22 protein-coding genes are annotated in these 22,029 nt (G+C 73.4%); 8 read left to right on the top strand and 14 right to left on the bottom strand.

The genetic code is table 11. The annotated features are described in order from the left end of the window. Positions 1 to 3 precede the first annotated feature (3 nt). The 3 genes from ABD343_RS04990 to ABD343_RS05000 form a co-directional block, all read right to left on the bottom strand. Positions 4 to 936: an Imm21 family immunity protein gene (locus ABD343_RS04990; protein WP_344524435.1), complete on the bottom strand. Its 933-nt coding sequence runs from the start codon at positions 934 to 936 to the stop codon at positions 4 to 6. A 214-nt stretch (positions 937 to 1,150) separates the two neighbouring features. Next, positions 1,151 to 1,612 (bottom strand): SUKH-3 domain-containing protein, encoded by a 462-nt coding sequence (locus tag ABD343_RS04995; RefSeq protein WP_344524437.1) that lies wholly within the window; start codon positions 1,610 to 1,612, stop codon positions 1,151 to 1,153. Further along, positions 1,609 to 3,861 carry a PIG-L family deacetylase gene (locus tag ABD343_RS05000; RefSeq protein WP_344524439.1) on the bottom strand — a complete coding sequence of 751 codons (2,253 nt, stop codon included), beginning with the start codon at positions 3,859 to 3,861 and terminating at the stop codon, positions 1,609 to 1,611. Before ABD343_RS05000 ends, ABD343_RS04995 begins: the two co-directional genes overlap by 4 nt. A gap of 128 nt (positions 3,862 to 3,989) precedes the next feature. On the opposite strand from ABD343_RS05000, the gene ABD343_RS05005 reads away from it, so the two are divergent. Next, positions 3,990 to 4,640 carry a histidine phosphatase family protein gene (locus ABD343_RS05005; protein ID WP_344524441.1) on the top strand — a complete coding sequence of 217 codons (651 nt, stop codon included), beginning with the start codon at positions 3,990 to 3,992 and terminating at the stop codon, positions 4,638 to 4,640. 17 nt (positions 4,641 to 4,657) lie between these two features. On the opposite strand, the gene ABD343_RS05010 is transcribed toward ABD343_RS05005, so the two are convergent. Continuing rightward, complete coding sequence (locus tag ABD343_RS05010; protein ID WP_344524443.1) at positions 4,658 to 5,233, bottom strand: HAD domain-containing protein; 576 nt, start codon at positions 5,231 to 5,233, stop codon at positions 4,658 to 4,660. Between the two features lie 42 nt (positions 5,234 to 5,275). After that, positions 5,276 to 6,220: an SDR family NAD(P)-dependent oxidoreductase gene (locus ABD343_RS05015; protein ID WP_344524445.1), complete on the bottom strand. Its 945-nt coding sequence runs from the start codon at positions 6,218 to 6,220 to the stop codon at positions 5,276 to 5,278. Positions 6,221 to 6,493: 273 nt separating this feature from the next. Between ABD343_RS05015 and ABD343_RS05020 the strand changes: the two genes are divergently transcribed. Continuing rightward, positions 6,494 to 7,303 carry a class I SAM-dependent methyltransferase gene (locus tag ABD343_RS05020; RefSeq protein WP_344524447.1) on the top strand — a complete coding sequence of 270 codons (810 nt, stop codon included), beginning with the start codon at positions 6,494 to 6,496 and terminating at the stop codon, positions 7,301 to 7,303. A gap of 19 nt (positions 7,304 to 7,322) precedes the next feature. Here the strand turns inward: ABD343_RS05020 and ABD343_RS05025 are convergent, their stop codons facing one another. Together ABD343_RS05025 and ABD343_RS05030 are read right to left on the bottom strand one after the other, a co-directional pair. After that, positions 7,323 to 7,910 carry an O-methyltransferase gene (locus ABD343_RS05025; protein WP_344524449.1) on the bottom strand — a complete coding sequence of 196 codons (588 nt, stop codon included), beginning with the start codon at positions 7,908 to 7,910 and terminating at the stop codon, positions 7,323 to 7,325. 46 nt (positions 7,911 to 7,956) lie between these two features. Continuing rightward, a complete protein-coding gene (locus tag ABD343_RS05030; RefSeq protein WP_344524451.1) occupies positions 7,957 to 8,625 on the bottom strand; it encodes a lipoprotein in 669 nt (222 codons plus the stop codon). Positions 8,626 to 8,797: 172 nt separating this feature from the next. Between ABD343_RS05030 and ABD343_RS05035 the strand changes: the two genes are divergently transcribed. Next, a complete protein-coding gene (locus ABD343_RS05035; protein WP_344524453.1) occupies positions 8,798 to 9,634 on the top strand; it encodes an alpha/beta fold hydrolase in 837 nt (278 codons plus the stop codon). Here the strand turns inward: ABD343_RS05035 and ABD343_RS05040 are convergent. Together ABD343_RS05040 and ABD343_RS05045 are read right to left on the bottom strand one after the other, a co-directional pair. Next, a complete protein-coding gene (locus ABD343_RS05040) occupies positions 9,631 to 11,826 on the bottom strand; it encodes an MMPL family transporter (protein WP_344524455.1) in 2,196 nt (731 codons plus the stop codon). The two genes, ABD343_RS05035 and ABD343_RS05040, sit on opposite strands and share 4 nt — an antisense overlap. 148 nt (positions 11,827 to 11,974) lie before the next feature. Continuing rightward, positions 11,975 to 13,321, bottom strand: a complete 1,347-nt coding sequence (locus ABD343_RS05045; protein WP_344524457.1) for an aspartate aminotransferase family protein — start codon at positions 13,319 to 13,321, stop codon at positions 11,975 to 11,977. Positions 13,322 to 13,484: 163 nt separating this feature from the next. Between ABD343_RS05045 and ABD343_RS05050 the strand changes: the two genes are divergently transcribed. Next, complete coding sequence (locus ABD343_RS05050) at positions 13,485 to 14,456, top strand: GntR family transcriptional regulator (protein ID WP_344524459.1); 972 nt, start codon at positions 13,485 to 13,487, stop codon at positions 14,454 to 14,456. A gap of 423 nt (positions 14,457 to 14,879) precedes the next feature. On the opposite strand, the gene ABD343_RS05055 is transcribed toward ABD343_RS05050, so the two are convergent. The 3 genes from ABD343_RS05055 to ABD343_RS05065 form a co-directional block, all read right to left on the bottom strand. Then, positions 14,880 to 16,241, bottom strand: coding sequence for an MFS transporter (locus ABD343_RS05055; protein ID WP_344524461.1), 1,362 nt, complete (start codon positions 16,239 to 16,241; stop codon positions 14,880 to 14,882). A gap of 250 nt (positions 16,242 to 16,491) precedes the next feature. After that, the gene (locus tag ABD343_RS05060; protein WP_344524463.1) at positions 16,492 to 17,055 is read right to left on the bottom strand and encodes a DinB family protein; all 564 of its coding nucleotides are present in this window, start codon (positions 17,053 to 17,055) and stop codon (positions 16,492 to 16,494) included. 50 nt (positions 17,056 to 17,105) lie between these two features. Further along, the gene (locus tag ABD343_RS05065; RefSeq protein WP_344524465.1) at positions 17,106 to 17,618 is read right to left on the bottom strand and encodes a MarR family winged helix-turn-helix transcriptional regulator; all 513 of its coding nucleotides are present in this window, start codon (positions 17,616 to 17,618) and stop codon (positions 17,106 to 17,108) included. Positions 17,619 to 17,712: 94 nt separating this feature from the next. Between ABD343_RS05065 and ABD343_RS05070 the strand changes: the two genes are divergently transcribed. Continuing rightward, positions 17,713 to 18,357 carry an MBL fold metallo-hydrolase gene (locus tag ABD343_RS05070; RefSeq protein ID WP_344524467.1) on the top strand — a complete coding sequence of 215 codons (645 nt, stop codon included), beginning with the start codon at positions 17,713 to 17,715 and terminating at the stop codon, positions 18,355 to 18,357. Positions 18,358 to 18,367: 10 nt separating this feature from the next. Here ABD343_RS05070 and ABD343_RS05075 read toward each other — a convergent pair whose 3' ends face one another. Together ABD343_RS05075 and ABD343_RS05080 are read right to left on the bottom strand one after the other, a co-directional pair. Beyond that, a complete protein-coding gene (locus tag ABD343_RS05075; protein WP_344524469.1) occupies positions 18,368 to 18,622 on the bottom strand; it encodes a tautomerase family protein in 255 nt (84 codons plus the stop codon). 65 nt (positions 18,623 to 18,687) lie between these two features. Next, on the bottom strand, positions 18,688 to 19,464 hold the full coding sequence (locus tag ABD343_RS05080; protein ID WP_344524470.1) for an SDR family oxidoreductase: 777 nt from the start codon (positions 19,462 to 19,464) through the stop codon (positions 18,688 to 18,690). An 86-nt stretch (positions 19,465 to 19,550) separates the two neighbouring features. Between ABD343_RS05080 and ABD343_RS05085 the strand changes: the two genes are divergently transcribed. The 3 genes from ABD343_RS05085 to ABD343_RS05095 all read left to right on the top strand — a co-directional run bounded on the left by ABD343_RS05085 (position 19,551) and on the right by ABD343_RS05095 (position 21,982). Next, a complete protein-coding gene (locus ABD343_RS05085; RefSeq protein ID WP_344524472.1) occupies positions 19,551 to 20,411 on the top strand; it encodes a helix-turn-helix transcriptional regulator in 861 nt (286 codons plus the stop codon). 82 nt (positions 20,412 to 20,493) lie between these two features. Beyond that, the gene (locus tag ABD343_RS05090) at positions 20,494 to 21,072 is read left to right on the top strand and encodes a TetR/AcrR family transcriptional regulator (protein ID WP_344524474.1); all 579 of its coding nucleotides are present in this window, start codon (positions 20,494 to 20,496) and stop codon (positions 21,070 to 21,072) included. Positions 21,073 to 21,199: 127 nt separating this feature from the next. Continuing rightward, positions 21,200 to 21,982: an oxidoreductase gene (locus ABD343_RS05095; RefSeq protein WP_344524476.1), complete on the top strand. Its 783-nt coding sequence runs from the start codon at positions 21,200 to 21,202 to the stop codon at positions 21,980 to 21,982. The last annotated feature ends 47 nt before the right edge of the window (positions 21,983 to 22,029 follow it).

The raw sequence follows: 22,029 nt of genomic DNA on the forward strand, positions 1-22,029 counted from the left end.
TCCTCAAGGGCCCTGGGGCGTCTCGTCCGTGGTGCCGGGGTGCGTGCGTTCGTATGCGGCGAGTTCCTGGGGGGTGCCGCGGAAGGCGTGGTCGCTGCGCGGGGGCAGCCGGTCGACGACCATCGCGACGGCCTCCTCGGCGGAGCGGGCGAAGCCCACCTCCTGCGTGCGCAGGGGGCCGGAGACGCGGTAACCGCCGCCCTTGGCCGGGCCGATGTAGGGGATGTCCCAGGTCCAGCGCAGTTCGGTGCACCGGCTGAAGTGCAGTTCCGACATTCCGGTCCACGGGTAGAGCGGCCTGAGCCTGGGGTGGGCGTAGGCGGTGCGCACCATCTCGGCGTACGGCTCCGCATACGGGCCCTCCCGCTCGGCCGCGTCCCGGAGGAGCCGGTTCCAGGCCGCGCCGACGATGTCCGCCAGGCCCTGTCTCGTCACGCGGATCAGGGACATCCAGGTGTCGGGGGCCGACTCCACGTACGCGGCGCGCACTTCGTACTGTCCCTCCGGGAGGTCCACGCGCAGATGTTCGTGCGGCTCCAACCGGTCCAGCTCGTCCCCCGGTACGGCCGCGTCGAAGACGACCACGCCGTCATCCGGGAGGGTCCATGTGCGCTCGGAGCCCCAGACGGCGGTGTCGAGCGCGCTCTCCACGCTGTCCAGGACGTCTTCGTCGGAGGGCGCGGCGTGCCGCCGTACGAAGACGCCTCCGCCGGGGGCCACGGGCAGGAAGTGGGTCGCGGCGGGTTCGCCGCCCAGGACGAGGGCCTGGTACGTGCGGTGCGGGCCGGTCTCGACGGTCTCGGCGAAGCCATCGACCTGGCAGGCCCGGTCGTAGTCGGTCTCCGTCCCGTTTCCGTTCACGCCGGACCAGGACGGCAGGGCGGCCCGGGGCACGACGACCAGTGGTCCGCCCGCGGACTCCACCCACGCGGGCACGCGCGTACTCCCCGGCACCGGGCCTCCCCCGCGGACGAACGGACACCGGCCCGACGGCTCGCACGAGCCGCGACCGGCACGGAGAGCGCAGCCTACCCGGGGCCGGCCGGTGAAGAGGGGGACGCGGTGGGGCCGTCGGGCTCCGAGCCGCTTGCGTTTCCGCTTGCGTTTCCGCTTGCGATTCCGCTTCCGCTCAACGCCGGGACAGATGGCGTCAGTCCCAGTTGACTCCTCCGACCTCGCGCAACTCGCCGTTCCCGCAGAGGACGGTGATCGCCTCGGCGGCGTCATCCCCTACGTGCAGCAGTGTCGCGTCCAACACGGCATACATCGCGCCCGATCCGGAGACCAGGAGGGTCATCACTTCGCCGAACGCGGAGCCTACCGGCGTGAGGCTCTCGCCGAGCGCCGCTTCGTACCGCCGCACATTGTGGGCCGGGATGGAGGAGGCTCCGACGGCGTCGAAGTCGAAGGAGTCGGCGGCGGCGCCGGATGCGGGATCCCGGACCTTCATCCGCAGGCCCGCGTACTCCGCGAGGAACTCCTCCGCCGCCCGCGTGAGGCTGTGCCCTTCCATGGCCAGCTCGGGGCGGATCCCCTCCAGTGGTGCGCGGCGGCCAGGGTGCCAGCCCGCGCGGGCGAGTTCGGCATGTGCGGAGCGGGGGAAATCGGTCATCCTCTGGTTCCCTCCCAGGTTGTGGTGCCCTTGTTTCCGGTGCGGGCCCAGTAGAGGTGGCCGTCCAGGGTGGTTGCGGCGATCGTGGCGTGGCGGCCGTCGGGGGTCGGGGCGGCGGCGGGGGCGCCGGAGAGGAGGACGCCGGTGGTGCTCCAGCGGGGGCGGGAGGACGCCGGTGCGGCTCTGCCCGGGGTGCCGGTGGCGGGCGGGCGTTCGTCGGTGAGGGCGGTCTGTACGTCGCCGTTGGCCGCGCGGGTCGCGAGGAGGGTGCGGCCGTCGGCGAGGCGGGTGGCGGAGACCGGGCCGTAGCCCGCGGCGCCGCCCAGGTCCGTGACGCGGGCGGGGCGGGTTCCGCGGGTGGCCAGGCGGGCGGACAGGACGTGGCCGGTGGCGGGGGCGCGTGCGTAGAGGCGTACGGCGGCGCGGCCGTCCGTACGGGCCGTGATCGGGCCGGTGACGGGCGGGAGGCCCGTGGGGCGGGGGCCGGAGAGCGGCGCTTCGGGGTGCGGGGCCGACCAGGCGAGGACCGTGCCGGCCGTCGCGCCGAAGACGTGGGGGCGTCCCGCGCCGTCGACGACGGCGGTCGGGGTGCCGTGGACGCCGGTGCCGCCCTGGGTGTGCCAGGGCTTCCAGGTGCCGTCGGGGGTGCGGACGCGGCTGCTGAGCTGGTGACGGCTCGTGCGGACCGCGACCGTCAGCGTGCCGTCGGGGGCGGCGGCGACGGCGGGGGCGCTGATGTCCGACAGGCCCGTCCGGTCGCCGTCCTCGGGGGTGCCAAGAGGCTGCCAGGGACCGAAGCCGGAACCCGGGCGTGCGCGTGTGCCCTTGGTGTCCGGGCGTTGGGTGACCCAGCCCACTTCCTTGCGGTAGCCGTCGGGGCCGTCGTCGGTGACCGTGCGGGTGCCGAACAGGGCGGTGCGGCCGTCGGGCAGGCGGACCGTGGTGAGGGCCGGGTCGATGCCCGTCTCCGGGAGCAGGGCCGGGGCGGTCCAGCGGGGGTCCGGGGAGTTCGCGGGGGCGGCCGGGCGGTGGCGTACGGCGATGCGGCCGTCGAGCACCGAGTACGCCCACAGCGAGCCGTCCTTGCCCGTCCGCAGCCACGACACGGAGTCGCCGTCCGCGTGCCGTATGCCGTGCGACCAGCCCTGGTGCTGTCCCCGGGGCACCATCTTCAGGTCGCCGCAGCCCGCCGTGTGCCGGCAGGGGCGTTCGGCGCGGTCGGCCCAGGCGTAGGTGTCGAGGCTGCGCAGCTTGTTCTCGGCGGTCCTGCCGCCGAGGACGTGGGGCAGGCCGCCGTTGAAGTAGCCCAGGTAGGTCTCGACGGTGAAGTGGGGGGCCTTGCCCCGGGCGGCGTCCTCGCCGTGCCGGGCGAGGGCTTCCTGGAGGAGGCGGGCGCCCGCGAAGTGATCCTGGTGGTCGGCGTACTTGCCGTTGGTGTCCAGCTTGCCGGGTGTCGGGTCCTGCATCCGTATCTGCGTCGGCCGGAAGGTGCGCAGGTAGCCGGTGAGGGTGTCGACGAGCTGTTCGCGGGTGTAGCGGAAGTCGTGGCGGACGGGGCCGCCGGACGTGAGCTGGGACTCCAGGGCCGGGACCTCCTCGCGCCACAGCCCGTACAGGCTGTGCGGGCGGTGGGCGGTGAGGCTGCCCGCCTCGCGCAGCAGGTTCCAGACGAGGCGGACCCTCGGGTGGCCCCGGAGCGTGTCGAGCTCGGCCCGGCCGCCGCCCGCGGTGCGCAGGACGCTGCGCTTCCAGGGCGTGTCGCGGTCTCCGGTGACCATCTCGGCGTAGGCCGCGCGGATGCCGTTCTGCCGGGCCTCGGCGTACAGGGCCTTGTCGCCCCGGTCCCCCGGTTTGCGCGCCGGAGCGGCCGCCCCCGGCACGTCCCTACGCGGGGCGTTGACGCCGTCGGACTCCCCCGAGGTCAGATAGACCGTGGTCAGCGGGCGCCCGGAACGCAGCGACTGGGCCGTCTCCGGGTTCACGAAGAACAGGTCGTCGTCCGGGTGCGCGACCACCTGGAGCACCGACTCGGCCGTACGGACGGGGTCCTTCCCTCCCGCCCAGACACCGGAGGGGGCGGGTGCGGACTGCCCGGGCGGGGCGCCGGTGTGCCGGGGGCCGGAACGGTCGGTGGCCTGGCTCCCGTCCGCGCAGCCGGTCAGGCCGGCCAGCAGGCCGAGTGAGCAGAGGGAGACGAGCAGAGCGCCGGGGCGCCGCCCGCGGGCGGCGGCTCGGGGGAAGAGGGGCATGTACGGGTGCTGCTTTCTTCATGCATGATCGAGACAAATGCAAGATCGCTCCCGGGCCCGGAAGGATGTACGGTCCGGCGCACTTTCTCCGCGGAACCGCTGGTCGCGTGGGTGTCGTCCGTCACGGCATGCGTGATCGCTATCTGTATCTCGCCCGTCATGGCGAGGCCACGTCCGACGGGAGCGGGCTCACCGGGGCCGGGCGGCGGCAGGCCGGGCTGCTGGGCGGGCGGCTGCGCGGCGTTCCGCTGGAGGCCGTGCACCACGGTCCGCTGCCGCGCGCGGCACGGACGGCACGGCTCGTCGCCGAGCGGCTCGGCGCCGGGCGGCCCGACACCGGGCGGCCCGGGCCGGTGCCCCTGCGGGAGTGCGAGGCCGCCGGGGACTACGTCCCGTACGTTCCCGAGCGGGACGAGCTGCCCGTCGGTGTCGCCGACGCGATGCTGCCGCACGTCGCGTCCGTCACGGACGCCGAGCGGGCGCGGGGCGCGGAGCTGGCGCGCCGGGCGGTGGCCGAGTTCACCGGCACGGCCGGGGGCGAGGGGGCTCCCCGCCATGAGCTGGTGGTCACCCACGCGTTCCTCGTCGCGTGGCTGGTCCGTGCCGCGATGGACGCGCCCGCCTGGCGCTGGATGGGCCTCAACCACGGGAACTGCGCGCTCACCGTGATCCGTTACGCCCCTGCCCGGCCCCCGGCCGTACTCGTCCTCAACGACATGGGCCATCTCCCGGACGCGCTGCGCTGGACCGGCTTCCCGGCCCCGCTCCGTGCGCCCTGACGGCCTCCCGCCGCGCGTCAGTGCGGTCGGCGCAGCCAGGCGTCGAGCGCCGCGTAGTCCGCGTCGGTCAGTCCGAAGCGGGCGTCGACGCGGTGGAGGAGCGCGTGCCCCGGATGGTGGGCGGCGACCCAGGTGCGGTCGGTGCCGGTCAGCTCGTCGTCGACCCAGGCGAACGGGCGTCCCGCCGCCGCCTCGACGAGCGTACGGGTCTTCCAGTGGAGCCCGGCGCGTGCGTCCCGTCCGTCCTGGTCGTCCCGTTCATCCCGGTCGTCCTGGCCGTCCTGGCCGTCCGTGGCGGACGGTTCCGGCCAGTCGACCAGGGGCAGGGGCGGCAGGCCGAGCAGCGGGGCTAGGCACTCGTTGGCCTCCTCCGCCCAGGTCGTGGCCCAGACCAGGTCGCACGGGAGCGCGGCCAGGCGGGCGCCGTGCGCGGGATCGACCCGGGCCAGGAGGGGGTTCGCCTCGTGGGTGCCGCGGGTGCCGTGGGTGGGATAGGTGGGGTACCGGTGCGGTGGCGGGGCGCCGAACGGGATGAGCGGTCCGTCGATGTCGAGGAAGAGCAGCGGGCGCCGCGCGTCCCCGTTCGCGCTCATCCGTGCTCCTTCCCCGTGCCGGGCCCGTTCGTCCCCGCGAGGCTACCGGGAGGGTGCGGGTGCGGGGTCCACGCCGGTCAGGGCGCGGCTCGCGGCCCACAGCCGTGCCGCGACGGCGGGGTCGGCGAGGTGGTCCCACACCTTTTCGCGCCGGGGCGCGCCGCGCAGGCCGAAGACGCGGGGCCCCCACAGTTCGCCTCCGCGTACGGCCGGGTCGAGGACCGCGCGTACGGCGGGCCACGCACCGGCGTGTTTGCCCTGGAGGACGAGGGCGGCGGGGGCCGTACGGAGCCGGGCGGCGGTTGTCGGCTCGTGCACCGGCGGGCGGGGCGGGGTGAGGGAGTCCAGCGCGCCCCCGGGATGGGCCACGACGCTCGACACCGTGCTGCCGACGGCGCGCAGGCGGCGGTCGAGTTCGAGGCCGAAGTACATCTGGGCCAGTTTGGAGCGGCCGTAGGTGCGCTTGGGGCGGTAGTCCGTGCGGGACTGCGGGTCGTCCAGGTCGAGGCGTTCGGACTTCGCGGCGAAGCTGCCCGTGGTCACGACGCGCGCCGCGGGTGCGGCGGTGAGCAGCGGCATCAGCCACCGGGTGAGCGCGAAGTGCCCGAGGTGGTTCGTGCCGAACATCAGCTCGTGGCCGTCGCCGGTCTCCTCGCGCGGCGGGTCGTCGCGCGCGACGCCCGCGTTGTGCACCACGGCGTCGAGGCGGTCGGTCCCCAGTGCCTCGGCGGCGGCCGGGAGCGAGGAGAGGTCGGCGAGGTCGAGCCGTACGGCCCGTACGCGCGCGCCCGGGACCCGCGCGCGGATCGAGGCCACGGCGCCGTCGGCCTTCGCGGGGCTCCGGCAGCCGAGGACGACGGTGGCGCCGGACGACGCCAACTGCTCGGCGACGAAGTACCCGATGCCCGCGTTGCCGCCGGTGACCAGGAAGACGCTGTCCTCGGCACGCGGCAGCCGTCGGACGTCCCACGGGGGTGAGGTCGGCATGGCGGCATGGCTCCCTTCCGGTGTTCCGCTCCTTGGGGAGGCGGTTCGCGGCTGGGTGCCGGGGCGCCTCGGTGCCCACCGTTCCAGTGGGCACCGACACCTCGCCGACGGATCACCGACACGTGGGCATACGCCGGTACGCCTGGGCGCGAGGGGTGCGGGAACTCACCGCCACGCGCCGGGCGTTGGCGAGTACGGCACCCCGGCCCCTGTGCCCTCGCCTCGCCTCGCTTTGTCAGCGCCCCTCCCCCCCCTCCCCCGGACAGGTACGTGATGGCACTCGATCCCGACATCTCCCGGTACTACGCGCTCGGCAGGGAGCGGGACCGGCTGTCCTCTCCGGGCCGCGGCATCGAGTTCGTACGGACGCGCGAGATCCTCGCCCGTCATCTCCCGCCGCCGCCCGGGCTCCTGCTGGACGTCGGCGGCGGGCCCGGCCGATACGCGCACGCACTGGCGGGTGACGGCTACCGCGTCGCGCTCGTCGACCCGGTGCCGCTCCATGTGCGCCAGGCGCGCGAGGACGCGCCGCCCGGCTGCCACTGCCTGCTGGCGGACGCCCGTGGCCTGCCCTTCCCCGACGGTTCGGCCGACGCGGTCCTGCTCCTCGGGCCGCTGTACCACCTGCCGCGTCGCGAGGACCGGCTGCGTACGTGGCGCGAGGCGGGGCGAGTGCTGCGTCCGGGCGGCGTGCTCGTGGCGGCGGGGCTGTCGCGGTTCTACAGCTCGTGGGACATGCTCGCGAGCGGCAAGCTCGACCTGCCCGGGGTCGAGGAGACGGTCGCCGCGCACGTGTCCACCGGTGAGCACCGCAACCAGGGCCGGGACTACGAGCGGCTGTTCACCACCGCGTATCTCCACGCCCCGGACGAGCTGGCCGAGGAGGCCGTCGAGGCGGGGCTGCGCGTCCGCGCGCTCCTCGCGGTCGAGGGCCCCGCCAAGCTCCTCGGCGACATCGACGCACGTATGGAGGACGAGCGGCGGCGCGACCAGCTCCTGCGCACGCTGCGCAGGCTGGAGGCCGAGCCCTCCGTGCTCGGGCTCTCGCAGCACCATCTCGTCGTCGCGACGGCGGGGGACTGACCGCGGAGTCGGAGTCCCGTCAGCCGAGCCGTACGGCCGTGAGCACGCCGTCGCCCACCTGCTCCAGGTGGACGGCGAATTCCGCGTCCTCCTCCAGCAGGGAGCGGAAGCCGGTGAGCTGGTCGGCGTGGCTGACGGCGTTGTCGATGGCGAGGATTCCGTGCGGGGTCAGGGCCCGCCGCAGGTGCGGGAGGTAGTCGGGGTAGGCGGGGCGCTCGGCGTCCAGGACGACGAGGTCGAGCGAGGAGTCGCCGGCCGCGGCGAGCACCTCGCCGCCGTCGCCGTCCACCACGGTCGCGTACGGGGCGACGCCCGCGGCCTCCAGGTGCCTGCGTGCCGTCGCGGCCCGGTCGGGCTCGGTCTCGACCGTGGTCAGGCTGCCGCCGGTGTCGCGGAGGGCGTCGGCGAACCAGATCGCGGAGTATCCGTTGGAGGTCCCGATCTCCAGTACGCGGGTGCCGCGCTGGGCGCGGATCAGGAGGCTGATGAATCCGGCGGCCTCGGGCGTCATGTTCCGCAGGCGCAGCAGGCGGTCGGCCAGCGGGGCGTCGTGCGTGCGCCCCTGCTCGTAGAGCGTGCTCAGATACGCGGCGAGCTTCTTGTCCATCGGTCCTCCGAACTCTCGGGCGGGGTCGCCGTTCCGGTCCCCGGGGTCAGCCTCGTACCTTCAGCGTCTTCTTGGCCAGCAGGTATGCGGGCAGCATCGCACGGTGCTCCTCGGCGTCCGTGCCGCCGAGTTCGACGATGACGAGCCGCCCGTCGCCGGTGTCGGCCGCGAAGGCGAGGACCGGCTTGCGGTCCAGCTCCTCGCCGTCCAGGACCGTGCGGCTGAGGTAGGAGACTTCGGCGAGCGCGGTGCCGCCGTCGCCCGCCTCGGTGGTGCGGTGGCGCCGGCGTTCCGGGTGGCGGTCCTCGGCGAAGGCCTCCAGTGCCGCGCGCGGGGAGTCTCCGTCTCCGGTCCAGACGCGCAGGTAGCCGATGTTCCCCGCGGGCTTGGCGTCGATCTCGCAGGCCACCTCGACGGTGCCCTGGCGATGGGTGCCCTTCGGCACGCTCTCGGCCTTCCAGCCGCGTGCGGCGGAGAACGCCACGGGGAGCGTGCAGGGCGAGCCGGGGGCGCCGACGGTCCGGCCCGCCTCGGCCGCCTTGCCTCCGTCGCCCCACGGGCCGCGCCGGGCGTCGGGGCTCGTCGTGGGGCGTTCCCGTCGTTCCCGGGTCGGCCCGTCGTCGGAACCGCCGCAGCCCACGAGCGTGAGGGCCGCCGTCACCGCCGCCATCGGGACCGCGAACGCGCACGCGGCCCGCCGTCGCCCGTTCCTCATCGCCGCTCCCCCCTCCCCCTGTCTTCGGCCCGCTTTCGGCTCTACGACGGTGTCGAAGTGGCGGACGGTTCCGCGGCGGTGCGAACGGGAGGCGCGGAGTCCGCCGTTGACAGGAGCGGCTAACAGCATTAGCTTATGGCTAACAATGTTAGCCACTCACCCAAGGGGCGTCATGACCGAGTACCTGGCCGTCGACGGAGGCACCCTCGCCTACGAGGTCGCGGGGACCGGCCCGCTGATCGTTCTCGCGCACGGCATGGGCGACAGCCGCGACGCGTACCGGGCGGTGGTTCCCCCACTGGTGGCGGAGGGGTACCGGGTCGCCGCTGTCGATCTGCGCGGCTGTGGCGAGTCCAGCACCGACTGGCCGGAGTGGAGCCGTACGGCCCTCGCGGGCGATCTGCTCGCCCTCGTCCGGCACTTGGGCGGACCGGCCGTGCTCGTCGGGCACTCGATCTCCGGCGGCGCGGCCACCATCGCGGCGGCGCGGGAGCCCTCGCTGATCTCCGCGGTCGTCGAGCTGGCGCCGTTCACCCGCAAGCAGTCGGTCCGCCTCTCCGACCTGCGGGTGAAGCGCTTCCGGCGGGCCATGACGCGGCTCGTCGGCGCGGGCGTCCTCGGCAGCGTGCCGCAGTGGCGCGCGTACCTCGACGTGGCGCACCCGGGCCCGAAGCAGGCCGACTGGGACGAGCGGATCGCCCGCATCGAGGCGCTGATGCGCGAGCCGGGCCGGATGAAGGCCTTCCAGGGCATGGGCCGCAGCGCGCCGGGCGACGCGGGCGCGCAGCTCGGCGGTGTCCGCTGCCCGGTCCTGGTCGTCATGGGCACGCTCGACCCCGACTGGGCCGACCCGCGCGCCGAGGGCACGGCGATCGTGGAGGCGCTGCCGGACGGGCTCGGGCGCCTGGAGATGGTCGAGGGCGCCGGGCACTACCCGCACAGCCAGTTCCCCGAGCGGGTGGTGTCGCTCGTTCTCGACTTCCTGCGCGCGCAGGCGCCGCGCGGCTAGCCGCCGGGTCCGGCGCCGGAGGGGCTGGATCCTGAGGGATCAGGCCCCGAGGGCTCAGGTCCCGCAGGCACGGGGCCGGAGGATTCGGGCTTCTCGCTCCTGTCGCCGTGCCCCGGCCACCAGGCCGTGTGGCCGATGAGCGCGGTCACGGCGGGGGTGAAGAGCAGGGCCATCACGAAGGCGGCGACGAGGATGCCGAAGGTCAGCGCGAAGCCCATCTGGGTGAGCAGCGAGTTCCCGGCCAGCATCAGGGTGGCGAAGGTTCCGGCCAGGATGACTCCGGCGGCGGCGATCGTCGGGCCGGAGTGGCGCAGCGCGATTCCGGCGGCCCGGCGGGGCGGGTGGCCCTCGCGGGCCTCTTCGCGCAGCCGGGAGACCATCAGGATGTTGTAGTCCGTGCCGAGCGCGGTGACGAAGAGGTACATGATCACCGGCAGCATGAACATCAGCCCCGGCTGGTTCCCGATCGAGGTGAACAGCACGCTGGTGGCGCCCAGCGTCGCCGCGAACCCGAGGGCGACGGAGACCATCAGGTACCAGGGGGCCACCAGGGAGCGCAGCAGCAGCCCGAGGATGACCATGATGCAGACGGCGGCGACCGGGAAGACGACCGAGTAGTCGCGGTCCACGGCCTTGTTGATGTCCACGTACACCGCGGTCGTCCCGCCCACCCGGGCCTCGGTGCCGTCCGGCGCGCTGTCGTGCGCGGTCGGGCGCAGCCGGTCCTTGACGGTGCCGAGCGCCGTGTCGGAGGCGGGCGAGTCGTCGAGCACCACGGAGTAGTTGGCGGTCGCGCCGTCCTCGCTGACCTTGGGCGGGGCGACGGTGCCCACTCCCGGTACGCGGGCGATCTGTGCCCGGAAGTCCCGGAGTTCGCCGCGGGCGAGGCGGCGGCCGTCGGCGTCGGTGAGGAAGACGTTGGTGGGGTCGGTGGCGCCCGCGGGGAAGCCCTTCTCCATCGTCTTCATCCAGACGACGGACTCCTTGTCGTCCGGGAGCGAGGATCCGGCCAGGTCGAAGTTGGCCTTGTAGCCGAGGGCGCCGGAGGCGAGGACGAGGAGCACCAGGCCGGAGGCCGTGGCCCAGACGGCCGGGCGGCGGGCGAGCGAGCCGCCCAGCTTCCCGAAGCCGGTGCCCTTGGGCTCCCGCTGCCAGGACTTCGAGGGCCAGAACACCTTGGTTCCCAGCAGCGAGACCACGGCGGGGACCAGAGTGAGGCCGCCGAGCAGCGCCAGGAACACGGCGATGGCGAGCGCCGGGCCCATCGATTTGAGCATGCCCAGGGTGGAGAGGGTGAGCGCGGCGAACGCGATGATCACCGCGCCCGCCGCGGAGGTGATGGCCTCGCCGACCCGGGTGACGGCGTGCACCATCGCGCCCTTGGCGTCCTCCCCCGCGCGCAGCGCCTCGCGGTAGCGGAAGAGCAGGAAGAGGATGTAGTCGGTGCCGACGCCGAAGAGCACGACCGTCAGCAACTGTTCGATGGACGAGTCCGTCTTGAGGTCGAACGCCTCGTTGGCGGCGGCGATCACGCCGGTGGCCATCGGTGAGATCAGGCCGATGAGGACGACCGGCAGCAGCGCGACGACCGGACTGCGGAAGATGACGAGCAGCAGCACCAGGATGATCACGATGGTGCCGATGCCGACGAGCGCGCCCGCGCGTTCGGAGGACTCGGCCTGGTCGAGGGCCTGCGCGTACGTTCCGGTGATCCCGGCGTCCAGCGCGGGCGCGGAGCGCAGCTCGTGGCGCAGCGCTCCGCGCAGCTTCTCGACCGCGTCCTGGGGCGCGGTGTCGTTGGGGTTGTTCGTCTTCGGCATGGCGACGAGCGCCGAGGCGACCTTCTTGTTCGGCGAGGTCCTGCCCGGGGCCACCCCGTCGATCTTGTCGATCTTCCTGGCGGCGAGCTTCTTGCTGATCCTCTTCACCGTGGCCGCGTCGGTGGCGGTGAGCGGCTTCCCGTCCCCTCGGTCGAAGACCACGATCGCGCCGATGTTCTGCTGCTGCGGGAACTCGCGCCGCTGAAGGTCCTGGGCCTTGATCGACTCGTAGCCCTTGGGCAGGAAGCTGGCCTCGTCGGTGGAGGAGGTCAGCTTCGGCGCGGTGGCGATCACCGCGGCGGCGATCACCACCCAGGCGAGGATGATCCACCACGGCCTGCGTACGACGAACCGGCCCAGACCTGCGAACATCTCCGGCCTCCAGGACCGCCTGCGGTGCTGACGCGCGCGGCCCCGGCGGAAGACCACGCCGGTCCAGCATCAGGGAAGCGGCCCGTCCCCGCGACCCGAGCGGGACCCGGAGGCGGGGAAGGGGGGCGAGGGCGCTGCCGGGCCGGACTCAGCCGGTGAGGCACGACCGGAGAGCGGCGTCCAGGATGTCGATACCGGCGTGCAGTTCCTCGTCGCTCGTCGTGAGCGGCGGGGCGATCCGGAAGATGCCGCCCATGCCGGGCAGTTGGACGATGTTGAGGTGCAGTCCCCGGTCGAGGCAGGCGGCGGTGACGGCCTGGCCGAGGGCGTCGGCGGGGGTCCTGCTCTGCTTGTCGTGGACCAGTTCGATGCCCTGGAGGAGGCCGCGCCCCCGGACGTCGCCGACGACCTCGTACGTGTCGCGCAGCTCCAGCAGCCGCCCGGTGAGCTGTTCGCCCAGCTTCGCGGAGCGCTGGACGAGGCCGTCGCGCTCGATGACGTCGAGGACGGTCAGCGCGACCGTCGCCGCGAGGGGGTCGGAGACATGGGTCGTGAAGAAGAGGAAGCCCCGGTCGCGGCAGGTCTGTTCGATCTCGTCGCTGGTCACGACCGCGGCGACGGGGAGACCGGCGCCGAGCGTCTTGGAGAGGGTGAGGAGGTCGGGGACGACCCCGTCGCGCTCGAAGGCGTACATGTGGCCGGTGCGCCCGAGGCCCGTCTGCGCCTCGTCGAGGATGAGGAGCATGCCGCGCTCGGCGCACATCTCCTTGAGGCGGGCGAGGTAGCCGGGCGGGAGGTCGATGATGCCGCCGGAGGAGAGGACGGGCTCGATGAGGCAGGCGGCGAGGGAGCCCGTGGACTGCTGGTCGACCAGGGCGAACCCGTACTCCAGCTCGGTCTCCCAGTCGTAGGAGCCGTCGGGGCGGCGGAAGGGCGAGCGGTAGGCGTTGGGGGTGGGCAGGGTGAGGTTGCCGGGCATCGCCGGGCCGTATCCGCGGCGTCCGGCCGAGAACGTCGCCGCCGCGGCTCCGGAGGTCATGCCGTGCCAGGAGCGGTCGAACGAGACGATCTCGTGCTTGCCGGTGGCGAGCTTCGCCATCTTCAGCGCGGCCTCGTTGGACTCCGCGCCGGTCGTCAGCAGCAGCGTCTTGGTCAGCGGGTCCGGCAGCGTGGCGGAGAGCCGCTTGGCCAGATCGACGACGGGACGGCTGAGCATCCCGCTGAAGAGGTGGTCCAGCGAGGCGACCGAGCGGGAGACGGCCCCGGCGATGTCGGGGTGCGAGTGCCCGAGTACGGCGCTCATCTGGCCGGAGGTGAAGTCGAGTATCGCGGCCCCGTCGCTGTCGTAGACGTAGGAGCCGGAGGCGCGTTCGATGACGCGCGGGGTGAACGCCGCGCCGTAGCGGACGACATGGCGGTCGACGTCGTCCCAAAAGGTGTCCGTGCTGTCCGTGCTGTCCGTGCTGTCCGTGCTATCCGTGCTGTCCGTGCTCACGGGGGTCTCCTGAGTGGTGGAGGTGACGGGCGCACCGTCGAGATTTATGACCTAGGAGGCTAGGCCATTTGGCCATGGAGGCCAATCCCCGAGCCGTGTGGGAGCTTTTATGGCCTAGCTGGATAGACTCCCTCTTGGGCCATAACGAGCGAAGCAGGGGGCCATGGTCGCCAACCTCAGCGTCAGCCAGCACTCCGACGTACCGATCTACCGGCAGATCGTCACGCAGCTCACGTTCATGATCGAGATGGGGCAGCTCCGCGACGGCGAACGCCTGCCCGGCTCGCGGCTCCTCGCGGACAACCTGGGCATCAACCGCAACACCGTGGCGCACGCCTACGCCGATCTGCGGGACCAGGGGCTCGTCGAGGCGCGGGGGCGCAACGGCATGGTCGTCGTCGGGGGCGAGCGCGCGCGCTCGGCCTCGCGGATCCGCGACCGGGCACGCGAGATCCTCCAGGCGGCCGCGCGTGAGTGCGCAGAGCTGGGCCTGGCACCGTCCGACGTCCGGGAGCTCGTCCTGGACCTCGCGGCGCGCGCGGCGGACAGCGCGCCCCGGGTCTCCTTCGTGGAGTGCAACGCCGACCGGGCGCACTACTTCGCGGACGAGCTGGAGAAGCACCTGGACATCGGCGTGAAGCCCCTCGTCCTCGGCGACTTCGACCCCGCCGTCGAGCGGCCCGACCTGGTGCTGACGACGTTCTTCCATCTCGCCGAGGTGCGCGGCCTGTTGCGCGGCCCCTCGACGGACGTCATCGCGATCGTCGTCGCGCCGCACGTCCAGACGCTGCTCCAGATCGCCCAGGTGCCCAAGAACCGCACGGTGGGCCTGTGGTACTCGACCGAGGACCAGGCCGCGAGCATCCGCGACTCCCTCGCGCAGGCGGGCGTCACCAACACCCGGGTCCTGACGGGCGCGGACGCGGGCGCCGACACGGGCGCGGATGCCGATACGGACGCCGACGACGAACGGCTCGACGGCGTCGATCTCGTGGTCGTCCCGAGCGAGATGCCCGGGCTGAGGCGGCGGCTCGAAGGACGCGTACGCGTCATCGAGTTCGGCAACGTGCTGGACGCCGCGTCGATCCGCATGGTCCGGGAGGTCGTACGCGATCTCCAGGTGGCCCGCCGTTGAGGCGTCCGAAAACGGGTGGTGCGGCGCGGCCGCGCGCCACTACCGTGCTGCCCCGATGACCGACGTCGCCTGAGGCGACCGTCCGATGGAGGATATGCCGTTGTACTGCCTGTGAGTTTCCCCGAGCGCCGATCAGCCGCGCGTCGCGCATGTGCGCCGCGCCTCTTTCCGCTGCGGACTTCTCACTGAACAGGTGTACTTCTGTGCTCACGAACCGCGTTCTCCTGCCCGCCTCCGCCCGCCCCGCCCGCTCCACCCACCCCCCGCTGCTCCCCCGCCGTCGCCACGCGGACGGCCCGGGCCGCGGCGACCGCCCCGCGTGGCAGTCCCCGTACGGTCCGCCGCAGCGCCGGGCGCACCGTGGCCGGTGGGCGCCGTCTCCCGTCCCGAGCCGCTCCCGGCGCCCCGCGTTCGCCTTCGCGCTCAAGCACTGAGCGCGACGGATTTCCGGACCAGGAGGGCGGCGGCCAGGCACACCGCGCCCGCGACCGCCAGGCCGGGGGCGGGCCCGAGCGCGGCCATCACGCCGGTGGCGGCGGCCAGGACGAACGTCTCCAGGCTCATCCGCGCCGTGCTGAAGAGCGCCGCGCCCGCCCCTCCGCGATGCGAGGGCACGTACCGCAGGGCCTGTCCGTCCGGGACGCCCTCGGTCAGCCCGAGGCACAGTCCGAGCACTCCGGCCCCGGCCAGCAGGTAGGCGGGCTCCTCCGTCACCTGGAGCAGGACGGCGGTGACGGCGCAGACGGTCAGTCCTGTTGTGACCAGTTGCCGCGCCAGCCGTCGTGCGAGGCGGGCGGCGAGCAGCGGCAGGAGCGTCGAGGGCACGGTCAGGAGGCTGAGCATGACCGCCGTCTCCCCGGCGTCCATACGGTGCGCCGAGCCGAGCCTCGGGAGCGCGGTCAGGCCGACCACGAGCATCCCCATGAGGGCGCCCGTGGCCACGGCGTACGCCCGGTAGGCGGGGATCCGCAGCAGGTCGACGGGGAGCGCGGGCACGGCGGCGCGCCGTTCGGCGCGGACGAGCGCCGCCGCGGCGGCCGCCGCGAGGAGCAGCAGTCCGGTCGGCGCCCACCACGGGACGCCCGCCCCGAAGCCGAGCCCGAGCGCGGTCACCGCGGCGGCGACGACGGTCCCGAAAAGGAGGGCCCCGGCGAGGTCGAAGGGTTCCGGCGTCTTCGGGCCCCGCAGCCCCGGAAGCCCGAGGACGGCCAGGGCCGCGAGGGCGGCGACCGCGCCGGGCGCCATGAAGACCAGGGGCCATCCGCCGAGGGCCATGAGGCCCTGGGAGACGACCGGGCCCAGGGCCAGGCTGCTGCCCAGCACGGCTCCGGCGTAGCCGTACACCCGGCGGCGTTCCTCCGGCGGATAGACGGCCAGGATCATCGACGAGCCGCCCGCGGCGCACATGGCCGCGCCGACCCCGGCGAGGGCGCGGAGCGCCACCAGGGAGGCCAGGTTCGGGGCGAGGGCGGTGAGGGCGCCGGTGGTGGCCACGACGAGGTTGCCGACGGCGAAGAAGCGGGTGCGGGCGAGGCGGTCGGCCGCCGCACCGGCCAGCAGGAGGGCCGCGGCGAAGAGGCCGTTGTAGGCGAGGACGATCCACGGGCCCAGCGCGTCGGCGCCGCGAAGTTCCGCGATCACCTCGGGGACGGCGCCGGTCGCGCCCGTGATGGCGAGCGGGAAGACCGCGTCGGCGACGAGGGCGGCCACGAGGGCGCGCCGGCGCTGACGAAGGGACAGGACGAGCATGAACGCGCTCCGGAGCAAGGGGATTCCGAGCGCCACGAAGGCGCTCCTGGCCAACGGTCAGGAGCGACGGCGAGAACTGGGGTGGTGCGCCGTCGCTCTCAGCGACGGCGCAGCGCGTCCGCTTTCGGCACGGCCCTCATTCCGGTAGTCGTCTCGAACATGCTCGCGGAGGAACGTCTTGCGGTTGTTCCGGCGGTGGCGGCGGTGGCGGTTCGACCGGGGTGTCCGCGCCCGTCACCGACCTCGCCGGTCCTGTCGGGTCACCGGCCTCGCCGGGTCACCCGACTCACTGGCCCACCCGGCCGTCGACGCACTCGCGCAGGAGGTCGGCGTGGCCGCAGTGGCGAGCGTACTCCTCGATCATGTGCACGATCAGCTCACGGACGGTGACCTGTTCCCTGCCCAGGCGCGCGCCCATGTCCTCGTGTCCGGCCAGCGCGGCGTCCATCGCGGCCTGCTCCCGCTCCAGATCCGCGTACGCCGCGTCGACCACGGCCTGGTCGGGGACGGCTCCGTCGAAGTCCCCGTCCCGCTCGCCGTACAGCTTCGGCTGCGGCTCGCCGTCGGTGATCCAGTTCCGCCAGTCACGCTCCGTCTCGGCGAGGTGTCGCAGGAGGCCGAGGAGAGACATCGTGGACGGCGGGACCGACCGGCGGGCCATCTGCTCGGCGTCGAGCCCCTCGCACTTCATCCGCAGAGTCCTGCGGTAGTTCGTGAGGTAGTCCTGGAGCGTCGCGAGTTCGCCTTCCGGAACGTCGCCTTCGCGGGGGTCGTCGTCCGGGTCGGTCCACATGTCGGGGTAGACGGTCGCCTGGGTCCATCTCGCGGGTCGGTCTGTCATGCGCGCCATGGTCGTGCGTGAACGGGCGCGCACGCCACCGGGTTTCGGCGGTACGGACGTCACCAGGCGCCGGTGAGGGGCCCTCGGTCCGGGGCGGCAGCCGTCCGCGTGTCGTGTGCCATGGCGGCGGCGACCTTGTCGATGAGGGGCAAGGCGTAGGCCAGGTCGCGCAGTTCGCCGTCGTCCAGGGCGCCCGCGAGGGCCTCGGTGAGGCGGTGGACCCGGCCCTGGCGGTCGGCGTCGAGGGCGCCGCTGCCCGCTGGGGTGAGGTGAAGGACCTTCTTCCGCCCGTCGTCGGCGTCCTGGACGGCGGCGAGCCGGCCGTCGGCGACCAGCTCCTTGACGGTGACGGCCATGGTCTGGTGCCGGACCTTCCGGGCAGCGGCCAGGTCCGCGGTGGTCATGGGGCCGCGCCGGTCCAGCAGGTCGAGGACGGCGGCCTGTACGGGCGGCAGGGTGTCGCCCGACCGGGCCGCGCGGACCAGGTCTCCCGCCGCGGCGCGCAGGCGGACGGCGAGGGAGTACGGGTCGTCATGCGGGCCCTCGGGGGACGGAGACGGCTGGCGACTCATGCGGTCAAGCTACCAAACCGGCAGCCGTATCTGTACAGGGCAGTCTGTACAGTGGTGCCTGTACAGCGAGAGGCCGGAGGACAGGAGTACCCCGATGGAGCTGACCAAGCACGCCCACGCCTGCGTGAGCCTGGAGAAGGACGGCGGCACGCTCGTCGTCGATCCGGGCGCCCTCACGCCGAACGCGGCCTCCCTGCTCGGGGAGGCCGACGCCGTCCTGATCACCCACGAGCACTTCGACCATGTCGACGAGGACGCCGTCGCCGCCGCGCTGGCCGCCCGTCCCGGGCTGACGGTCCACGGCCCGGAGGCCGTGGTGGGCCGCTGGCGCGCGGCCCACCCGGATCAGGTCGTGGCGGTGGCCGACGGCGACCGGTTCACCGTCGCGGGCTTCGAGGTGACGGTGCACGGGGGTGTCCATGCCGAGATCCACCGGGACATCCCGCGCTGCGCGAACGTGGGCTATCTGGTCGACGGCGCGGTCTACCACCCCGGGGACTCCTACCACGTCCCGTCGGCCCAGGTCGGGACGCTGCTGCTGCCGACCAGCGGCCCCTGGACGAAGCTCGGCGAGGCGGCCGACTTCGTACGCGCGCTGGAACCCCGCCGCGTGGTGCAGATCCACGAACTGATGCTCTCGGAGACGGGCCAGCAGTCGACGGCGACGTTCCTGGGCCCGGGGATGCTCACGCGCGTCCCCCTGACCCTCCTCCCCGTCGGCGAGACGCTCAGTCTCTGAGAGCGGCGGTCTACGCGGATGCCGCGGCGTCGGCGTCACTGACGTCGGCGGCGGCGTCGGCGTCGCCGTTGAGCATGGCGGCGGTCAGGACACCGCCCCCGACGCCCCAGCCGCCGTCGGCGACCTCGTCGACGAGCACGACGGTGGTGGGCCGCGCCCGCTCACCGTAGATCTCCGCGTAGAGGGCGGTCGTACGCTCGACGATCTTCCGCTTGTCCTCGGGGGTGACGGTGCCCGCGGGCACCTTGAAGTGGGCGAATGGCATGGGTCTGCTCTCTCTCGGGCGGATCGGGGATGGGCGGTGTACGGGCGCTCAGGGTGGGCCGGCGCTCACACCAGGCCTCCGTTGGCGCGGAGGATCTGGCCGTTGATCCAGTGCCCCTGCGGACCGGCGAGGAAGGCGACCGCGCTCGCGATGTCCTCGGGGGTGCCCAGCCGCTCCAGGGGCGGAGCCTTGGTGAGCTGGTCGATCTGCTCGGGGGTCTTGCCGTCGAGGAACAGGTCCGTGGCCGTGGGCCCGGGCGCGACGGCGTTGACGGTGATGTCCCGTCCGCGCAGCTCGCGGGCGAGGATCAGGGTCATCGCCTCGACGGCGCCCTTGCTCGCGGCGTACGCCCCGTACGCGGGGAACTGGGTGCCGACCACGGAGGTCGAGAACCCCACGAACGAGCCCCCCGCGCGCAGCCGCCTGGCGGCCTGCTGGGCGACGACGAAGGTGCCGCGGACGTTGGTGCGGTGCACGGCGTCGAACTCCGCCAGGTCGAGGTCGGCGATGGGCGACAGGGCGAGCCGTCCGGCCGCGTTCACGACGACGTCCACGCCGCCGTACTCCGCCTCGGCCCGGTCGAACAGGTCCGCGACCTCCTTCTCGTCCGCCACGTCGGCGCGTACGGCGAGGGCTCTGCCGCCGTCGGCGGTGATCGCCGCCACGGCCTCCTCGGCGGCCTCGGCGTCGCGGGCGTAGTTGACCACGACGGCCAGGCCGTCCTGGGCGAGCTTCCGGGCGACCGCCCGGCCGATGCCGCGGGAGCCGCCGGTCACGACGGCGGCTCGCTCGGCGGCCGACTCGGCAGCCGCGGATCCTGAGGTGTGGTGGTGCGTAGTCATGCCTCCACCATGCGGCGCTCCGGACCGCGCAGCCAGGGGATGTCATCCCCTGTGTCGGCACCCCGGCCGGGCGCAGACTGGAGGACATGGCTTCTGCGAAATACACCGAGCTGGGGGCGTTCCTGCGGTCCCGGCGCGGACGGATCCGCCCCGCCGACGTGGGCCTCCCGTCCGGACCCCGGCGGCGGGTGCCCGGACTGCGCCGCGACGAGGTGGCCCAGCTCGCCGGGGCCTCGGTGGACTACTACAACGAGCTCGAACGCGGTGCCGGGTCCCAGCCCTCCCCGCAGATGCTGGCGGCGCTGGCACGGGCGCTGCGCCTGACCGCCGACGAACGCGACTACCTGTACCACCTGGCGGACCGCCCCGTTCCCGTGTCCGGCGGGGCGGCCTCGCACGTGCACCCCGGCATGCTCGACCTGCTCCACCGGCTGACCTCGACGCCCGCCCAGGTGATCACCGACCTGCACGTCACCCTCGTCCAGAACCCCCTGGCGGTGGCCCTGCTCGGGGACCAGTCGGGGCTGACGGGGCCCCGGGCCAGCTTCGTCCACCGGTGGTTCACGGAGCCGGAGGCCCGGGACCTGTACCCCGAGGCCGATCACGCGGCCCAGTCCCGCGCGTTCGTCGCCGACCTGCGGGCCGCTGCGGCCCGGCGGGACGCGAAGGACACCGAGGCCCGCTCGATGATCGACACGCTGCTCCGGCTCTCCCCCGAGTTCGCCGCGCTGTGGCCGGAGCACGACGTGGCGTTCCGGCGCGACGACCGCAAGCGCATCAACCACCCGGCGATCGGCCGCGTCGAGGTGAACTGCCTCAACCTGTTCAGCGAGGACGGCAGGCAGCGACTGCTCTGGTTCACCCCGGCGGTCGGTACGGACAGCGCCGGCCTGCTCGACCTGCTCTCGGTCGTCGGCGAGCAGGACCTCTCCGAGTCGTCGCACTGAGGGGGCCTCACGCGGCGCCGGTCCGCCGAGTCGCCGTCGTTCGTTCTTGACCCACAGGTCCAGAACAGCTAACGTTCTCGTCATGGCAAGGCCCAAGCAGTTCGACCCGGAGATCGCCGTCGACCAGGCCATGGAGGTGTTCTGGAGGAAGGGGTACGCCGCGACGACGCCGCAGGACCTCGTGGACGCCCTCGGCATCGGCAAGGGCAGCCTCTACAACACGTTCGGCAGCAAGCACGCGCTCTTCGAACGGGCACTCCGCCGTTACCGCGACACCCAGACCGCCGCGCTGGTGGAGATGCTCGACGAGCCGGGACCCGTCAAGGACCGCCTCCGCAAGGTGCTGAAGCTCCTCGCCGAGACGGACCTCGACGACCCGGACCGCCGCGGCTGCATGGCCGTGAACGCCACCGCGGAGCTCGCGAGTGTCGACGAGACGGCGGCGGAACTCGCCCGGCGCATGCTCGACCGCACCGAGAGCGCGTTCCGGGCGCTGATCGAGGAAGGGCAGCGCTCCGGAGAGATCGCACCCGGACGCGATCCCGCGGCACTGGGGAGCCTGCTGATGAACACCGTCGTGGGGATGCGGATCGTGGCGCGTGTCGCGGAGGGGCCGGAGCGGCTCGACCGCGTCATCGACGCGACGCTCGACTCCCTGTGACCTGAGCCTGGGCCTGAGCCCACACCTGAGACAGAGCCCGTAGCGGGCTGGACACCACCCTTCGTACGACCTGCCCGGGGCCTCGCCTGCCCATATTTTGTACTCGCAGTTCAAGAATTGGAGCATCATGGAACTCGACCTCACCGCCAAGACCGCCGTCGTCACCGGGGCCAGCCGGGGCATCGGGCTGGCCACCGTCCGGACGCTGATCGCCGAGGGCGTCCGCGTCGTGGGAGCCGCGCGCACCGTCACCCCCGAGCTGAAGGAGACCGGGGCCGTCGCGGTGTCGGCGGACCTGAGCACCGCCGAGGGCGTCGACACCCTCATGAACAGCGCCCTGGCGGAGCTGGGCGGCATCGATCTGCTGGTGAACAACGTCGGCGCCGGGGACGATGTCCGGCTCGGCGGATTCCTCGACACCGACGACACCCAGTGGGCCCGCGTCTTCGACCTCAATCTGCTGAGCGCCGTCCGCGCCACCCGTGCGGCCCTGCCCAGCCTGATCGAGCGCCGCGGACGGATCGTCAACGTCTCGTCCATCAACTCCCGGCTGCCCGCCGCCGCGCCGGTCGCCTACAGCGCGGCCAAGGCGGCGCTCACCGCGTTCGGGAAGTCCCTCTCCGAGGAGTTCGGCCCGCAGGGCGTACGGGTGAACACCGTCTCGCCCGGTGTGGTCCGCACGTCCATCTGGGAGGACCCCGACGGCTTCGGCAGCAAGGTGGCGGCCGCGAACGGCGCGGAGCACGAGGCGTTCCTCCAGCAGATACCGGAGGCCTTCGGCATCACGACCGGGCGCATCACCGAGGCGCGGGAGGTCGCGGCGCTGATCGTCTTCCTCCTCTCCGACGTGGCCGGGAACATCACCGGGGCCGACCACGTGATCGACGGCGGCACGGTCAAGTCGGTCTAGCCCGGCCCGCGTCCGTCCGCCGCGCGCGAGGCCGCCCGAGGAGCACC

Origin of the sequence: Streptomyces albiaxialis (genome assembly GCF_039530985.1) — a bacterium.
Taxonomy (GTDB): Bacteria; Actinomycetota; Actinomycetes; order Streptomycetales; family Streptomycetaceae; genus Streptomyces; species Streptomyces albiaxialis.

Bases quoted from the DNA above. Each gene is read 5' to 3' on its own strand.
- ABD343_RS05050 (WP_344524459.1), top strand. From the start codon at position 13,485: ATGGTCGCCAACCTCAGCGTCAGCCAGCACTCCGACGTACCGATCTAC.
- ABD343_RS05095 (WP_344524476.1), top strand. From the start codon at position 21,200: ATGGAACTCGACCTCACCGCCAAGACCGCCGTCGTCACCGGGGCCAGC.
- ABD343_RS05000 (WP_344524439.1), bottom strand. From the start codon at position 3,861: ATGCCCCTCTTCCCCCGAGCCGCCGCCCGCGGGCGGCGCCCCGGCGCT.
- ABD343_RS05070 (WP_344524467.1), top strand. From the start codon at position 17,713: ATGGAGCTGACCAAGCACGCCCACGCCTGCGTGAGCCTGGAGAAGGAC.
- ABD343_RS05065 (WP_344524465.1), bottom strand. From the start codon at position 17,618: ATGAGTCGCCAGCCGTCTCCGTCCCCCGAGGGCCCGCATGACGACCCG.
- ABD343_RS05025 (WP_344524449.1), bottom strand. From the start codon at position 7,910: ATGGACAAGAAGCTCGCCGCGTATCTGAGCACGCTCTACGAGCAGGGG.
- ABD343_RS05015 (WP_344524445.1), bottom strand. From the start codon at position 6,220: ATGCCGACCTCACCCCCGTGGGACGTCCGACGGCTGCCGCGTGCCGAG.
- ABD343_RS05005 (WP_344524441.1), top strand. From the start codon at position 3,990: ATGCGTGATCGCTATCTGTATCTCGCCCGTCATGGCGAGGCCACGTCC.
- ABD343_RS05085 (WP_344524472.1), top strand. From the start codon at position 19,551: ATGGCTTCTGCGAAATACACCGAGCTGGGGGCGTTCCTGCGGTCCCGG.
- ABD343_RS05075 (WP_344524469.1), bottom strand. From the start codon at position 18,622: ATGCCATTCGCCCACTTCAAGGTGCCCGCGGGCACCGTCACCCCCGAG.
- ABD343_RS05030 (WP_344524451.1), bottom strand. From the start codon at position 8,625: ATGAGGAACGGGCGACGGCGGGCCGCGTGCGCGTTCGCGGTCCCGATG.
- ABD343_RS05090 (WP_344524474.1), top strand. From the start codon at position 20,494: ATGGCAAGGCCCAAGCAGTTCGACCCGGAGATCGCCGTCGACCAGGCC.
- ABD343_RS04995 (WP_344524437.1), bottom strand. From the start codon at position 1,612: ATGACCGATTTCCCCCGCTCCGCACATGCCGAACTCGCCCGCGCGGGC.
- ABD343_RS05020 (WP_344524447.1), top strand. From the start codon at position 6,494: ATGGCACTCGATCCCGACATCTCCCGGTACTACGCGCTCGGCAGGGAG.
- ABD343_RS05010 (WP_344524443.1), bottom strand. From the start codon at position 5,233: ATGAGCGCGAACGGGGACGCGCGGCGCCCGCTGCTCTTCCTCGACATC.
- ABD343_RS05080 (WP_344524470.1), bottom strand. From the start codon at position 19,464: ATGACTACGCACCACCACACCTCAGGATCCGCGGCTGCCGAGTCGGCC.
- ABD343_RS05060 (WP_344524463.1), bottom strand. From the start codon at position 17,055: ATGGCGCGCATGACAGACCGACCCGCGAGATGGACCCAGGCGACCGTC.
- ABD343_RS05040 (WP_344524455.1), bottom strand. From the start codon at position 11,826: ATGTTCGCAGGTCTGGGCCGGTTCGTCGTACGCAGGCCGTGGTGGATC.
- ABD343_RS05035 (WP_344524453.1), top strand. From the start codon at position 8,798: ATGACCGAGTACCTGGCCGTCGACGGAGGCACCCTCGCCTACGAGGTC.